Origin of the sequence: Nocardia nepalensis (genome assembly GCF_048910785.1) — a bacterium.
In the GTDB taxonomy this organism is placed as follows: Bacteria; Actinomycetota; Actinomycetes; order Mycobacteriales; family Mycobacteriaceae; genus Nocardia; species Nocardia nepalensis.
The window spans coordinates 72,550-88,132 of the sequence record NZ_JBKBET010000019.1 but is presented as its reverse complement, the minus strand read 5'-3'; the positions used below and the strand labels follow the sequence as shown (position 1 = coordinate 88,132).

10 protein-coding genes are annotated in these 15,583 nt (G+C 65.9%); 1 reads left to right on the top strand and 9 read right to left on the bottom strand.

Features of this window, described 5'->3' with window-relative positions:
• Window positions 1-67: 67 nt before the first annotated feature.
• From istB to ACHQ4I_RS11225, 9 genes are all read right to left on the bottom strand, one after another.
• Entirely contained in the window at window positions 68-862 is a 795-nt protein-coding gene (gene istB / locus ACHQ4I_RS11265) for an IS21-like element helper ATPase IstB (RefSeq protein ID WP_420771240.1), read from the bottom strand.
• A complete protein-coding gene (gene istA, locus ACHQ4I_RS11260) occupies window positions 862-2,103 on the bottom strand; it encodes an IS21 family transposase (RefSeq protein WP_420771243.1) in 1,242 nt (413 codons plus the stop codon). The genes istB and istA overlap by 1 nt, the downstream gene beginning before the upstream one ends.
• A gap of 985 nt (window positions 2,104-3,088) precedes the next feature.
• On the bottom strand, window positions 3,089-8,809 hold the full coding sequence (gene mobF / locus ACHQ4I_RS11255) for a MobF family relaxase (protein ID WP_420771645.1): 5,721 nt from the start codon (window positions 8,807-8,809) through the stop codon (window positions 3,089-3,091).
• A gap of 358 nt (window positions 8,810-9,167) precedes the next feature.
• Window positions 9,168-9,317, bottom strand: coding sequence for a hypothetical protein (locus ACHQ4I_RS11250; protein ID WP_420771644.1), 150 nt, complete (start codon window positions 9,315-9,317; stop codon window positions 9,168-9,170).
• A gap of 138 nt (window positions 9,318-9,455) precedes the next feature.
• A complete protein-coding gene (locus ACHQ4I_RS11245) occupies window positions 9,456-10,661 on the bottom strand; it encodes a hypothetical protein (RefSeq protein ID WP_420771643.1) in 1,206 nt (401 codons plus the stop codon).
• 345 nt (window positions 10,662-11,006) lie between these two features.
• Window positions 11,007-11,495, bottom strand: coding sequence for a single-stranded DNA-binding protein (locus ACHQ4I_RS11240; protein ID WP_420771642.1), 489 nt, complete (start codon window positions 11,493-11,495; stop codon window positions 11,007-11,009).
• Between the two features lie 102 nt (window positions 11,496-11,597).
• The gene (locus ACHQ4I_RS11235) at window positions 11,598-13,265 is read right to left on the bottom strand and encodes a ParB N-terminal domain-containing protein (RefSeq protein ID WP_420771641.1); all 1,668 of its coding nucleotides are present in this window, start codon (window positions 13,263-13,265) and stop codon (window positions 11,598-11,600) included.
• A gap of 113 nt (window positions 13,266-13,378) precedes the next feature.
• Window positions 13,379-13,603, bottom strand: coding sequence for a hypothetical protein (locus ACHQ4I_RS11230; RefSeq protein WP_420771640.1), 225 nt, complete (start codon window positions 13,601-13,603; stop codon window positions 13,379-13,381).
• A gap of 180 nt (window positions 13,604-13,783) precedes the next feature.
• A complete protein-coding gene (locus tag ACHQ4I_RS11225; protein ID WP_420771639.1) occupies window positions 13,784-14,476 on the bottom strand; it encodes a DUF4192 family protein in 693 nt (230 codons plus the stop codon).
• Between the two features lie 100 nt (window positions 14,477-14,576).
• Here ACHQ4I_RS11225 and ACHQ4I_RS11220 point away from each other — a divergent pair, with 100 nt between their 5' ends.
• On the top strand, window positions 14,577-15,494 hold the full coding sequence (locus tag ACHQ4I_RS11220; RefSeq protein WP_420771638.1) for a TIGR04222 domain-containing membrane protein: 918 nt from the start codon (window positions 14,577-14,579) through the stop codon (window positions 15,492-15,494).
• Window positions 15,495-15,583 lie beyond the last annotated feature (89 nt).

Below are 15,583 nucleotides of genomic sequence, written 5' to 3'. Positions count from 1 at the left end.
TGTCAACTCCGGTTGAATCGTGACCCGGTCGTTCCGGTTGAATCCGGACCCACCCCTGCTGGTTTGGTTAGTCGTTGGTCTTGGCCGCTGGGACGCGGCCGAGGTCTCGGTCTTTGAGTCGGTAGCTGTCTCCCTTCATTGAGATGACTTCGGCGTGGTGGACGAGGCGGTCGATCATTGCGGCGGCGACGACGTCGTCGCCGAAGACCTCGCCCCAGCGGCCGAAGGGTTTGTTGCTGGTGACGATCAGCGAAGCTCGTTCGTAACGGGACGAGACGAGCTGGAAGAACAGGTTCGCGGCCTCGGATTCGAACGGGATATAGCCCACTTCGTCAACGATGATCAGCGGAATCCGGCCGAGCTTGATCAGCTCTGCCTGCAGTTTTCCGGCGTGATGAGACTCGGCCAGCCGGGAGACCCACTCGGCAGCGGTGGCGAACGCGACGCGGTGACCTGCTTGGCAGGCGCGGATCCCGAGCCCGATCGACAGATGCGTTTTGCCGGTGCCAGGTGGACCGAGGAAGACGACATTCTCCTTGGCGGTAATGAAATCCAAGGTCCCGAGGTGGGTGATGGTGTCGCGTTTGAGCGAACGCTGATGGTCGAAATCGAACTCCTCCAACGATTTTCGCGACGGAAATCGAGCACTGCGGATGCGTCCTTCACCGCCGTGGGATTCGCGGGCGGAAACTTCTCGTTGCAGGCAGGCGGCCAGGAACTCTTCGTGGCTCCAGTTTTCCGAGCGGGCGCGTTCGGCCAGTCGCTCAACCGCGCTGCCGAGTGTCGGTGCCTTGAGTGCTCTTGCGAGATAAGCGATTTCGGAGGTTACGTTGCGTGAACCATTGGCGGTCTTGGTGGCCATCAGGCGATTTCCTCGCTGCTGCTCGCCTCGTCGAGGTCGAACATGCGGTCATAGTCGGACAGGTTTCGATGCTCGACATCGGTGTCGATCGCGGGAACCGCGACCAGGCGCCGGGATCGGCGCAGATCTGCGGCTGCGGCCGCATGATCGGGATCGGTGATGGATTGGTGATCGGCCCAACACCGTTGATGGCGAGCAAGTTCGGCGCCGGCCAGGGTGATCACCACCTCGGTCAGGTCGGCGCGGACTTCCACTCGCCGGCCGATCGCGACCGGATGAACGGAGTAGTCGTTGGAGTCCAACCGGACGTAATGATCGCGAGGCAGCCTGGTCGTGAGCCTCCATCCGACCACCGGATCCACCGGCGGCAGCTCGAGCATCGAGCGCCGGTCGGCATCCCAGCGATCAACCGGGCGACACTCCAACCGCCGATGGTGACGGTGGTTGGCCTTGACCAACCATTCACCCAGCTGGGTGTTGAAATCAGCCGGGCTGGTGAACACACGGCCGGGCAGGAACGAGGTCTCCAGATATCCGTTCGCTCGCTCGACCAGCCCCTTGGCCTCCGGATCGCCTGGCCGGCACTGAATCACCTTGATGCCCAACGTTCCCCGGAACGCGTTCATCGTCTCGGTCAGCTGCGGTTTGCCGCCGCGCCATTGCCCGACCGCGGACTCGTTGTCCCAGACCAGAGCTCGCGGAACACGCCCCCAATCCGAGATCAACGCCCAATGCCCGGCCAGCAGATCAGGGCTTTGCCGGGTCGGGATCATCGTCGCCGCCATGACCCGCGAATAGCCGCTGACCATCACCAACACCGGCGGACGACCGACATGGCCGAACCCCAACGGAACATCGACCGGCGGAAACCACAAATCGCACTGAGCAAGCTCGCCGGGCTGATACTCAGTGCGCGAGGCCGGGTCCACCGGCTTGAACAACGGCCGCAGCTGCTGCACTCGCTCGAAGAACACCGTCTTGCCGCGTTGCCAGCCAACACGTTCCATGATCACCGTCGTCGGCATATCCGGGAACTCGGCGAGCACCGCCCGAATCTGCGGCTCGAACTCATCGACCGCCGACCCCTTCGGCTTGCGCTGATACCGCGGCGGCTCATGGGAACCGAGCGCCTTCTTCACCGTGTTCTTCGAAACCTTCATCCGACGAGCGATCGCGCGAATCGCCATCCCCTCAGCGCGATGCAACCGTCGGATCTCCGCCCAGTCCTCCACGTTCAGCACCTCATGATCGTTCACAGGGTGGGTCAGCATTCACCCGGAATCAGAGGGTCAGTCTTCAGGCGGAAGCGACACGCTCGCGGTCGACCACGACCACGTCACCGGCGTGCTCCCGCGCACGCGGGGATGATCCGTAGTGCTCGAACGTGCGCCGACCGGCTGAGTCGTGCTCCTCGCGCACCCGGGGATGATCCTGCCTTGCCGAAGGCGTAGGTGCGGTAGGAGTGGTGCTCCCCGCGCACGCGGGGATGATCCTGCCTTGCCGAAGGCGTAGGTGCGGTAGGAGTGGTGCTCCCCGCGCACGCGGGGATGATCCTCGGGCCTTTCAGACGAGTTCTTCGGCAATACCGTGCTCCCCGCGCACGCGGGGACGATGTTCTGCGCGCCCTGCTCCGCACTGATGCCGTGCCGTGCTCCCAGAGCACGCGGGGACGATCCATGGACGAAATCGGCGACGTCGCAGGACTATCCGTGCTGCCCGTGCACGCGGGATGATCCGACGGCCAGGCTCGCGCCGAGTCCCACCTGGAGGTGCTCCCCTCGCACGCGGGGTTGATCCGTTTCCGCAGGATGGCGCCCAACGCTCCGGCTTGTGCTCCCTGCGTACGCAGGGATGATCCGAAGTGGACCGCACTCGGCCTGGGACGACTGCCGTGCTCCCCGCCGCACACGCGGGGATGATCCGGAACGCGGCGTCGGAAACACCCAGCTTGCCGAGTGCTCCCCGTGCACGCGGGGATGATCCGTGCGCACGCAACCATGGCCATAACTACACGGTGTGCTCCCCGCGCACGCGGGGAGGGTCCCGCATGGGGCCTGCTATTCGGGCTCGTGACAGGCAAACTACGGCCAGCATCCGCTGCACAGCGAACACCTGTCGCTGACAACACCGACCATTCTCGGAAGCTGGTCAATGACCGTCTACGCACAAGTCCCCAAGGTGTTGTGCTGTGGGGCTGTCGCATTTGATGTCGTCGGTGCCTTTGTTTTAAAGCCCGAGGTCGTCGTATCCGAGGGGCGGATCGATGATTGGGTCGGGCTCGTATTCCGTGGGGTCTTCGGTGGTGTTGTCGTGCTGGTGGCGGGCGCGTAGGGCGTGTTCGGCGGCGGTTTGTTCGGGTGTGAGTTGGGCGCGGCGATGTTGTTCGGTGCGCAGGTCGTTGAGTTCGTTGTGCAGCCAGGTGGTGGTGTCGACGGCGGTTGTGTCCGCGGGTGCGGGTCCGTAGAGGATGGCTTCGGTGTTGGCGAGGTCGATGCGCTGGCTGATGTCGGTGATGGCTTGGGAGAGTTGGTCGTCGGTGAGAATCTGCACGGGGTCGGACACGTCGAGGAGATCGTCTGACGGTGGTGTTGATGGCTCGGTCAAGGGGTCGGGCAGGGGATGTTGTTCGACCCAGGTTGCGATGGCGAGGCGTTCGGCGAGGGTGCGTGCGGCGCGCCAGTCTCGTTTGAGTATGGCGTGGATGGTGTTTGGTGGGTGGGTGTTGGCGATGTGGTCGCAGCGGGCGCGGATGTGCTCGTTGGGTGGGTGGTCGGGGATGCCGGGTTGGTTGTCGGTGCGGCATTCACCGCAGAGGCCGTCGTCGGTGCGGCGTGGCGGGATCGGTCTGCTATCGGAGAAGGCGCGTCCGATACCGCAGGACACGCACGGCAGGGCGCGGGTGTTGCGCGTTGTTTGGCGGTCGTAGTCGGGCGCGTCGGAGTCGGGATAGCGGTCTTCCCATAGCTTTTCGCGGTAGTAGCGGTGCGGGACGCCGTCGGGTTTGGGTAGGTGTTCGGGGTCGTCGTCGACGTCGCCGCGGGTGTCGAGGTAGTCCTGGTAGTCGCGTGCGGCGGTGATATCGGCGTCGGGGGGCGGTGGGCGCCGTAGTGTGCGGTCGATGCGGTCGATGCGGTCGATGCGGTCGATGCGGTCGATGCGGTCGATGCGGTCGATGCGGTCGATGCGGTCGATGCGGTCGATGCGGTCGATGCGGTCGACGCGGTCGGGGTTGTCGCGTGCGGCACGCCGGTGTTGATCGCGCCGGTTCGGTGCGGGGATGTCGTCGGTGGCTGGTCGGTATACGTGTGGGTCGCTGGTGGGTGTGCACGCGTGGATGAGTGCGCGGTGTTGGGGGTATTGGTCTGCGGCCCATCGGAGCCGGGCGACTGCGATGCTGAAGTGGTTGCGGTAGAGGGTGGTGGCGATGTGTTCGATGATGTCGCGTTGCCCGTCGGTGAGGCCCTCGGCGAGGTCGTGAAAGGCGTGCCGCGCCGCTGCCATGTCACCGGATTGGATCAGTGCGGCGATCGTTGCGGCGCTGTCGGAGAGCGGGTTCTCCGACAGCGGGTTTTCGGCACGGGTGGCGGTCTGTGGTGGCCGGATCGGTGGGCGCGGCGACGGGGGTGCGGTAGTGCCGCGGTGCCGGGGATCGTGTGGTTCGGGATCGGGGCGGTGCTCGGATGGGTGCATGGTGGGCTCCGGGGAAAGGTGTGGATCGGTTTGGTCGGGGTGGGTGGGTTCGTGCAGGAGTGTGTCGATGCGCCAGGTGAGGGCGTTGGTGAGTTGGTCGGGGCGCAGCGGTGTGGTGTCGTCGGGTTGGGCGGTGAGGATGAGTTCGTGTGCGGTGGTGAGGAGTTCGGTGGGTGTCCAGTCGGTGCTCCTGGCGCGGTCGATCGCGGCGACCAGGCGCGGCCAGGCGGGGTCGTTGATGACGCGTTGTGCGGTGTCGGCGCCGAGGATCTGGTGGAGTTCGTTGGTCCAGTCGGGGTTGAGGTTGTGGGTGCTGGTGACCTCGGCGGCGACGAGTTCGAGCTCGAGTCGCGACCACAGGGCCGCGGCGGGCATTTCATCGGGCAACGCCCGGAGTGCCGCAGCGTGGATTAACCGGGATTGGACGTCTATTCCGGATCGGTCGGCGACCTCGATCTTGTCTGCGAGGATCGGCCACCACGGGTCGGTGAGGATGCGGGGTTCAAGACCTTTGATCAGCGGCGCCCATTTGTTGGCGGGTGAGTGCAGGTCACCGAGGGCGTCGGTGACGCGGGCGTCGAGCAGGTGTTGGTGTTCGCGCTCCAACCGCGTGTAGTGGGGTGGTCCGGTGGGGCGTGGATCGCGGTCGTCGATGTGCAGGCTGGCGCGCCAGACGGTGAGGTCTTCGAGCAGTCGTGGGTCGGAGCCGATGAGCGGGCGCGCCCAGCGCGGAGCGGACGCGGGTGTCCATGACCGTGTGTCGGTGCGGATCTGGGTGGCGAGGTCGGCGACGATGCGCGCGCGTGCAGCGAGTTGGGTGGAATCGAGTTCGGTGCGCAGCCCGCGGGGGATCCCTGACGCCCACGGCAGGGGTGCGCCGGCGGTGGAGTGCGCGCCGGAGGGATCCAGGCGCCAGTCGAGCACGGCGGCAACATCGTCAGCGGTGTCGAGCTCGCGCGCGCCCGCGGCGGTGTGGAGGGCGGTGATCGGGTCTCGCCCGGATAGCGCGATCATCGCCAAGTGTTGACGCAGGACGGGGTAGGCGGGGCTGTCGGTGAGGTTGGGGCGCACCGCTTCGGCGGCGGCGTCGAGGCGTTCGAGTCCGCCTGGGCTGAGGGCGTTTTCGGCGGCGACACCGACCGCGTCGAGGTAGATGTCGAGCGCGCGACCGATCCGCTGGTGCGGATCCAGGGCATCGCGCAGCATGGTGTGCGCCGATTTCTGGGCGCCATCGCGCCCAAAAATGCGCAACAAAACCTCGACAGCGGTGCGCGGATATACGGCGGGTTCGGACCAGAACGAGCCTTCGGAGCCGTCCAACCCGGTCGGTACGTAGACGTGGTTGGCGTGGATTCCGCGGGTGAGTGCGACGTAAAGCTGTCGCAAAGTCTCGCCTCCGGTGAGCGCGACATGACACGAATCAGCGGTGATTCCTTGCGCGGAATCGATCGTTGTCGCGTATCCGAGGCGCACATGCGCGGCCACATAGTCGGCGGGAAGACGCACACTGTCACCGTGTTTCCCGTTCGAGCCGACGTGGGTGGCGGTGAGGCTGCCGTCGTTGTGGACGGCGGCCACGCGCCAGGCGTAGCCGTTGCGGACCCAATCGTTGTCGCCGAGTCGTAGTCGTCGGTTGTTGCGGCGGGTACGGATCGTGTCCCCGACCGAGGCGTGAAGTCCGTCGGCGAGAACGCATTCCGCGCTCACTACACCGCCATCGCGGGCGATGCGGTCGGCGCGAGCGCGAGCATTCAGTTCGGTGACAATGTCGTGGTTAGCGGCGAGCATGATGGCATCGCGACCGGCGAGGTGGTCGGTGATCCAGGCGGTGTAGGCGTCATCGTGAGTGGCTCCGGAATGCCCGCTATGGACTCGGCCGTTGTCCAGATACCAGCCCAGCGCGGCTGGGTCACCTTCGCGCAGTTGCAAACTCGCGGTCGCTTCGGCGTTCGAGGCGAACCGTACGACATGGGTGAGCGTCATGGTCGCCTCGGGTGAGGCCGCGTCCATATCGGTGTCCGCGCCGCCGGCCTCGATCGACGCGAGCTGGCGTGGGTCGCCGATGCAGCGGATCGTCGCGCCACGGTCGTGCAGGAATCGCAGCAGGCGTAGGCGTTTGAGGTTGCCGATCTTGACGTGCTCGTCGACGATCACCAGCGTGTCGGCGTCGATGTCGAGGATCCACTGCGGCAGCGACGGCGGCTGTTCGCGGTCGAGGGCGTGGTTGTCGCGGCTGGGGGTGTGGCGGTCCAGGACGTCGAGGACCTTGTCGACGGTCTCCACCCGGGTGCCGATCGCCTTGCCCAACTCGGCGGCCGCCGACGCGGTCGGCGCCAACCCGAGGACTCGGCCGCCGCTGGTGTGCCAGGCATTGGTGAGCACGGCCATCGCGGTGGTCTTGCCGGTTCCAGCTGGCGCGTTGGTGGTTCGTATCCGCAGGGGCGAGGAGGAGAAGCCCTCGATCGCGCTGATCTGCCCGGCATTGAGCGGGCGTTCGGGATTCTGGGTGTTGTAGTTGTGCACCGCCGCAGCGACGAGATCGGGTGGGAGTCGGCGTGCGCCGGGCTGCAGCGACATCTCGATCAGCTGCTGCTCGACCGCCAACGTCCGTGCCGAGGTGTAGATCTGCGCGCCCGACGATGTGTAGACGCTGGAGCCGTCGCGGCGCCGCAACAACGCTGGGACCGTTCGTAATTCGGGTTCATCGGCGAGGTCGGGGTCACCACGAGCGACGGTTAGCGTCGGGGAGATCGTTTCGGTGAGAACGGCTTCGGCGACCTGCTCCCACTCTTTTCCGTTCACGTGCCCGCGGAGTTGCCGTTCGATTTCGGCGCGCAGATTGTGGCATTGCCACGTCGATCGATGTTCCGAGACGATCTCGATGACGTGTTCAGCGGTGCGGGCGAACCAGTCGGGGGTGATCGCCGGGCGCGCGGTTCGGATCGGGTTCAGGGCCGCGGCGACCATCCCCGCCAAGGCTTCCTTGCCCCCGAGCAGGGCTACGGCTTCGGCGCGCCAGGTGTGGCGTTGCTCAGCCAGAGACCGCAACAGGTGTTTGGTGGGGCGGGTTTGCAGGGTTGCTCGCTCGGCGAGGTCATAGATTTCCCCAGGGGTAGGTTCGCGCCCACGTGCCTGTTGGAACTCGGCGGCGAGCTGGCCGAGTCGGGTGGTGATCGCGGCATCGCGGCGCGAGAACGCCGTGATCAACTGCAATGGGATACCGACGATTTCACGAATCGGACGTTTCGATGGATCTGCTGCGGGGCGTTCGGCGAACTCCACGCCGACCAGTTCCTCCATGTGGTGTTCGAGGCGGGTGTTGTAGATCTCGGAGACAGTGACCAACGCCTGGTAGATCGCGACGCCATCCAGGGTCCGCCATTTGCCGTCGACGGTGCGCACTCGGTTGGCGATCACCACATGGGTGTGCAGGTCTGGATCCCCGGCACGGCTATCGCGGTGAGTGAAACAGGCCGCCACGATGCCCTCGACATCGACCTGCCGGATCCCGTTGCGGCCGAGCCGGGTGAAGACCGCATTCCGTTCTAACCACTCGAGTGCGTCGGTTACCGCGCGTTGGTGCGCGAGCTCGATCTTGCCCGCGACGGTGCGTGGGGCCAGCGCCCATAACACCGAGACGCTCTTGACGGGTGAGAAAGTGATGTCGAAACCCGCGACCGCGACGGTGTTAGGGCGCGAGTTATGTGCCACCCACCCTGACAATTCCCGCGCATCCAAGGGCGGGCGATCGTAGGTTTCGCAGAACATTTCGGACGCGACACGGGTACGAATTCGCGCACGCTCGTCATCGCTAATAGCGTCGTGAGGGTCGAATCCGTGCGCGGAATTGTATTCGGTGAACGCTTTCGCGCACCGTTTGCGGAACTCGGAAACCTCTGCATAAACCCGGAACGGGTTACCTAAACGCGACGCTTGATCGGCGGCACGCGCCGCGTCTTTGTGCTTGGCGCCCTTGCCGATCTCGGCGTCGTAGACACGGGCTTCGATCACGTCCGCGTTCGGATGACGCCCTAGTCCGAGCAGGGATTTCAGCTGTTCCTCGGTGACTTCGTCACCCTGTTGGAGGTCCAATGCGGCCAGGCCCGTGCCGTGCCAGCGGCCCGGAGCTTCCCCATGAGCGGAGTAATAGTCGGCGAGGCTGGAACGGCCGCGAGCCGAAGCATCATTCGCGGCGACATTGCGCAGATAATATTGATACCCATTGCCTGCCGCGACTTTATGAATCGTCGCGGTCACATATCCATCAAGCACCCCACCGGCCATTAATGCCAGGGGTCGATTTGACTATTTTTTCGTCAAATCAAGCAAAACCGCTGGTCGTTACCAAACTGCAACCTCGGATGCAAGAGGTCTGCTTGTGGAAATGAGGGGAAGTGGGGTGGTGAGGGTGAAAGTGTGTGTGGGGGAGGAGGAGGGGTGAGTGGGGTGTGCGTGTGGAGGTGAGTGTAGTGGTGGCGTGAGGGTGAGGGTTGGTGATTCGGTGAGGGTTGGTGGCGGCTGGTCCGTCGCGGGTGTGGGGACCGCGACGGACCGGGGTACCGAGGGACGCCGATCGTCTGGCGGCGCGGAGTCGCTGTGCGCGAGGGGTTCTGGACTACCTCGTACCGGGCTCGGTGGTGGAACACCGGCAGCGGCAGCGAGATTTGGTCCGGGGGCGCGCCCAGTACGCGAAGATGGCGAACCAGCACAGCACCCAGATCGAGGAGTAATGGTCGGAGAGGAAGTCGAGCCAGGGTTCGGTCATGGTGTGTACCTCCAAGGCAGGTACGGAGTGAGGGGAATGTTGGTGGCTGGTGTCCGGTCCGCCGCAGGAGCGCGACACTGCGGCGGACCGGGATTGTGAGACCCGTTGTGGTGGGGCCGGTGTGGAGACGGGCTGGGGTCAGGCGGCGACGGGGTAGCGGTTTCGGCAGTTGCGGCAGAGGTCGTCGATGTCGATGTCGCGTGGGTGGGCGTAACAGGAGCAGCATCGTCCGGTGCGCAACTGCACGGGAGTCAGTGCGGTGATCGGTGTGCCCGGTGTCGAGGGTTGGGGGCCTCGGTCGAGGAATGCCATGACCAGACCGGACACGATCCGTGTCGAGCGTTGCTGCAGGGCGTGCAGCAGTGCGGGTGCGGCGGCGGGGTAGTGATCTGTGAGGTGCTGGCAGTAGGCGGCGACCTCATCGGCGAGGGTGAAACCTGCGGGGAGGGTGGGGATTCCTTCGCGGTCGTTGTCGCGGCAGTGCTGGCACAGTCCGTCGTCACTGAGGCGATGTCGGTCGGGGCCGGTGATGAAGTGGTCGCTGCAGGCGCGTTCGCCGAAGCAGTAGACACACACCCAGCCCTGCAGCGGAGGCAAGGTGGCGTGGTCGTAGTCGAGGCCGTTGCCGTTGGTGAGGAAGGCGGGGCGGTCGTCGTCGCGGATGTCGAGACCGGTTCGGGCGCGGGCGATCTCGTCGGCGTCGAAGTCCTCGCGGGTATGGGCACCGGCGCGGTCGCGCTCGGCGCGGACTTGATCGGCGATCTGACGCACGTAGACGCGATCCCACATCGACGCGTCGTAGGCGGGGTCGGTGTCGAGGAGGAACCGAGCGCGGATGTAGTCGGTGACGATGCGTGGCTCGGTCACGGGGCGACGCTTGGACTTGATTGCCGCGATGTGTTCGGGCTGTCGCCGGGCGCGTTTGGCGGCGACGGTGGTCGCGGTCGAGGGTGTGCGCTTCAACGCCGGTTTATCGTCGGTGGCAAGCATGCGCCGCACCTTCCAGTCGACCGCCGTGATCGGGACGGTCGTGATCCAGCGCGGTTGGTTTTCGACGGGGCGATGCAGGCCCGGGTCGGTGCGCGTGACGAACATGTCGAGCCACGCCTGCAGTTCGGTGTCCGAGCGCCGCCACAGCGACCGCAAATGAGCCCGCGCGATCACGTACGGATCGTGGGTGAAGGTCTCGGCGAGCCGGACGAGGCGGTCCAGGTCTTCGGGGGAGGCGAGCGTGGTGAGCGCGTGCTCGAACGCCTCGCGGGCGTCGTCGTGTCGTCCTGCTTCGAGCTGCCAGTTGATGTGAGCGATCGCGTCGAGGAAGGACTGAGGTTCGGTGCTGGTCAACGGAGTTTTCCCTTCGAACGAGCGGAGTGGACCCAGCCCCGGGTGAACGTGACATTCCACAGGGATGGTCGGCTGGCCGGGCGGCCAGCTTGAGGGCGCTTCGACCGGGGCGGCGGCCGGCGCGGTGGGGAACGCGCCTGGGCGTGCACCACCGAATTTCCGAACCCGACCGCCACGTGGCTATGCGGCGGGAGGGAAATTCGGTGGTGCCGGGCGCGGGCCCCGCCGTGTCGGACGACGCTCTGGTAGCCCTCGTCCGGGCTGGACGAACGGCCAGACGGGCATCCCTACCCACTCGATGACTTCCCGCTCACCTACCCCGACCCGGGACAGGTGAGCGTCAGGTCAGAACCCGGGCTCTTCGCCTGCTCCTACACCGGCGAGCGCGGGTCCACGCGAGGCCGCCGCCCACGGATCATCGGAGCTGGCCCAGGCGGCTGTTCGGGTGTCGCTGTTCCATCCCGCGCGCCGGGTGGCCTTGGTGATCTTGGCGGTGGCGAAGCGCAACGACGCTGCGACCTCGTCGGCCTCGAGCTCGACGACCGTGCGGTTCTCGCCCTCGGCGGTTTGGTAGCTGCGCTGCTTGAGTCGCCCGGAAACGCTCACTCGCGCCCCGCGACTGAGCGACTCCATGGCGTGCTCGGCGGCCTCGCGCCAGACGTTGCACCGCAGGAACAACGCCTCGCCGTCCTTCCACTCGTTGGTGGTGGCGTCCCGGTAGCGTGGTGTCGAGGCGACAGTGAAATGGACGACCGGGACGCCCGATGTCGTCACGACCAATGCGGGGTCGGCGGTCAGATTTCCTATCACAGTGATAACTGTGTCTCCGGCCATGGCTGTGCTCCTTCGAATGTTGTTGACGGGATTCGGGATCCGGCACGTCGCCGGTGACGGTGAGAGCCACCGGTGACGCCCGCACCCTGTGATCGGCCAGTGTCAGGCGGCGAGGTCGATATCGAGGTATTCGATATCTCCTGCGGCGGCCAGCTCGACGTCGACCAACGTGAAGTCGAGTCCGGCGGCGGCTTCAGCCAGGAAATGCAGATACCGTTCGGTCGCGGCGGTGTGGTCGCGCCACAGGGACTTGCCGAGGACACTTTCGTGCTTGGCGGCGATCATCGCGGTGGCGATCACCCACGCTCGCGCGGGCGTGGCGGCCTCGATGGCCTCGAGCAATGCTTCGCGGGTGCCGCCGACGCCGAGGATGTGCAGCACCTTCCGCAGATCGGCGGTGTCGAGTCCGTGAGCGATGGACGTGGCCACGAACGCTGCGGCCACGTTGGGCGGGGTACGCCGGGTGAAGAAGTTGATCAGCACACCGTCGCGGCGTTCGTTCGCGGCCTGGCCCCGGATATTGAGCTCGATCACCCGGGCGCGGTGCTGACGGGCGGCCTCACGGTCGGCCGCCGCTTGCACTGCCGCCGCGGCGGCCTCGGCAGCCTGGGCCTCGTCACTGCTGGTGTCGTCATCGACCGCAATGGTCAGGGGTTGGCGCTGGAAGCCGCTGTCGAGCAACTGATCGGCGGGTAGGTAGCAGAACGGAACCCACCGGTCATGCCAGTCGACCTGATCAGCATGGAGCAGCCCAGCAGCGGGGGCCGCGTCGGGGTTGTCGCGGGTGTCCCAGTCGACGGCATCGGGATCGATGATCGCGCCAGTGTTTTTCTCGACGAGTTGCCCGTTCTCCTCAAGATGCAGATACACCACCCAACGGGTGGGGTCGGTGTTGATCTGCTCGATAGTGACCGGCTCACCATCGGCGGATGTCAGCAGTTCGGCGGGGATGAAGTCGGCCTCGTCGCTGCTGGTATCGGGTTCGGTGGTGAGGATCCCGAACCCGTACGCGCCGTAGAGCAGTGAGGCTTGCATGCGGGCGCGTTCGGCGGCGCGTTCGGCGAGGATGCGTTGAACCTCATGGGCGAACCTGGATCGTGTGCTCTGGTTGAGCCGCTGCACGGCGTCGGTGTCGCCGAGGGCTTCGTAGTGGCCGATGACCGCGAGTTGGTCGAGGCTGAACTGATCGGTTTCCAGTAGCGCGGTCGCGGTCGGCGACGCCCCGATCTTGGCGTGGTTCTTCACATCCTCGCGTTTGGCTTGCAATCCTTTTGCTACCCGGGTCACGCTCGCGCCGAGGTCGAGCATGAGCGCGACACCCCCGGCGTAGTCGGCCTTGGTCAGAGGGATCCGGCGCTCGTTGAAATTGATCTGATCTAGAGTGCGTTCGATGCGGCGTTCGTTGTCGCTGAGCCCGACCGGTGCGGCGGTGATGAACACCGGAACCCGCGACAGGCCGAGCGCGCGGGCGATGAGTATGCGCACCTGACCGTCATCGGCATACACTGAGCCGTCGGCTTCGCGTGTGGCGTTGATCGGGTCCTTGACGCCGCGGGTTTTGATCGAGGCGACCTGGTCGGGATGGTCCTCGAGCCGGGAGCTCTTGCGGACGTTCTCGGCGATCACCAGTTCCTCGGGCCGCATCCACTTCGCCTCGATCGCGGGCAGATCAGCCTCCTCGACGACGTCGACCTCGGGGCGGGTATCGGGCTCGACGCTGGTATCGGGGTCGAGGACCGCTGTGGCAGTGGCGGTTTCGCTATTGGGCATCGGACTCCTGACAAACAGGCGGCGGGAGCAGCCCACCGCGATTGGTGGGCTGCTCCGCCGGAATGGGCTGTGGGCGACAAGAACCGGGGATTGCCCCGGCGGCGGATCAGGGTTCAGGCGGGCTGGGCGGTGGCGACGTTGATCGGGCGCAGCCGCAACACATCTCGGTGATCGCTGGTGAAGGCCCAGTACTTGCCGCGCCAGTCCGGGAACTCCGCGCGCCAGCTCTCGAGTACCGCGGAGTCGTCGATCTCGGGGGTCGGCCCGGCAGCGCCGGTGTACTGGCGCTGCAAGTACTGCTCACGGGTGACGGTCTCGATAGCAGTGATCACGGACACGGGTCGGTCTCCTTCGTCGGGGGCAGGTGGATATGGCTGCGCCAGAAGCGGACAGGCACAAGCGAATTGCGAGGGCAAGGCAACAACAAGTGCCTGCCCGACAGTGCGTCGCGATATCGTCATGGCGGCAGCGCGGCAGTCAGCGCGCCCGAGGCCGGGCGACACGCGAACCGGGGGATGTCAGTCGAGGTCGATGCCGAGTTCGGCGGCGATGGTGTAACCGCCGCGCATCGATGCGCGGATCAGGTTGGGGGTGACCGAGCACGCGAAAGCGGCGGCCAGTCCCAGCGCTGTTTGTTGGCCGGGTTCATCGGTCACGGCGATCGCGATGGCTGCGGTGGCCAGGGCGGCATCATCGTCGGTGTAGGCGGTGACCGCGAGCATCATCGCGGCTTGGGTCCGCCCGGGTGCAGGCAGTGCCCGCACTAACTGGGTCCACGCTGCCATACACGCGCCACGGCGCGGACCGGTCGAGAGGGCGTAGAGGCAGTCGCGAATCTTGATGTCTTCCAGGGTGATCGCCAGCTCCGCCAGCGACGTGGCGGAGAGGGTGGTGCCGGAATCGGCGGCGTGGATCTGGGTCAGCGCGAATCGCAATCGATCGCGACGGCAGGCAACGGCGTCCCCGCTGTCGTCTGGAACGTAGGGTGCCTCGGTGGTGAGGACAACACCTCGCTCGCGCAGGTCTCGGTTGGTGTGACGACAGGTTGTATCTGTTCTCCAGAATCCGTATGTCTCATGAGATATTGAGGCGTCCCCGCGCAGGTGGGATGCGCCGCCCGGGGAAGGCGGAGCGCTGCGGGCGCGCGCTCGGATGGGGTATCGCGGACGAGGTGTACTCGGCCCGCATCGAATCGAATCCTGTTGCGGCACAGGTGTGCCGGGAGGGGATTCCTGAGCGGGCCGGTCACTGGGCGATCGCGCCGATGTGCCTCATAATTGGTTCACGGCCACATTCGGGGAGGGTTCGAACATGACGGGTTTCGTTCTTATCGTCCTGTCCGCGCTGCCGGTTGGGGTGTCGGCGCTACTGCGTATCCCGTTGTGGGTGAGTTCGATCCCGGAATTGTCTGCCAGTGAGCTCGGCTACCTGTGCCGCGGCGGGCGCGGCGCTGTCGTCACCGCAGTCAAGTCGCTGGATATGGACGACGTGATCACGATGAACGCGCGCCGGAATTTCCGGCGGACCAGGAAAACGCTACCTTCGGACGCCGACGAGTTGGAGCGCGCCGTCTTCACCGATGTACGCGGCCCGGCACGGTTGTCCGAACTGCCCGAAAGACGGTTCATCCGAAGGGAGTTGGCGGCGACGCGGGACCGGCTCGCGCAGGCAGGCCTGATACCGCGTCTGTGGTGGCGTCGGACCATAGTGGTGGTCACGCTGATTCTGATCATGGTGGCTGTGGCGGCATATTGGGAGTCCGATGCCGTCACCTGGGGCAATCTGGCGGTCTTGGTTGCCGGGATTCTTGCCGCGCTCTGCCTGCTGCTATCTAGTCGGCGAACGATCGCGGGAGGGCGGTTGCTGCGCCGGGAGCGTCGCGAGAGCCGTCGTGCACTCGCCGACTGGGAGCCCGCGGAGCCCTCGGCCGCCGGTCCGGCCCTCGACGAGACGGACTCCGCGCAGGAAAAAGGGTTTTTTCGAAACCAGCACTCGCTGTTCAAGCGATTCGTGGCGCTGGGCATGACCGTGGACCTGACCGCGGTCACAGGAATCCAGGTGCCGAGCTATGGCGACCACGGCGGCTCCGATTCGGCCGGTTGGCATTGGGGTAGCCTGACTATCTTTGGTTCATCGGACAGCGGTCACGGGCACTACGGCGCTGGTCACGGGCACTACGACGGTGGTTGCGGTGGAGGTGACATCGGTAGCGCTGGCGGTGGTTACTGACAGCGTTCGGGGGACGGCGAGCCGTTGTCTCACCGGTTGCCACGCGTGAAGCCGCCAGGCGTCCCCAACCCGAGAACGACTGCTAGGCC

Coding starts and splice junctions, on each gene's coding strand:
- ACHQ4I_RS11235 (WP_420771641.1), bottom strand. CDS start 13,265: ATGCCCAATAGCGAAACCGCCACTGCCACAGCGGTCCTCGACCCCGAT.
- ACHQ4I_RS11220 (WP_420771638.1), top strand. CDS start 14,577: ATGACGGGTTTCGTTCTTATCGTCCTGTCCGCGCTGCCGGTTGGGGTG.
- istB (WP_420771240.1), bottom strand. CDS start 862: ATGGCCACCAAGACCGCCAATGGTTCACGCAACGTAACCTCCGAAATC.
- ACHQ4I_RS11240 (WP_420771642.1), bottom strand. CDS start 11,495: ATGGCCGGAGACACAGTTATCACTGTGATAGGAAATCTGACCGCCGAC.
- ACHQ4I_RS11250 (WP_420771644.1), bottom strand. CDS start 9,317: ATGACCGAACCCTGGCTCGACTTCCTCTCCGACCATTACTCCTCGATC.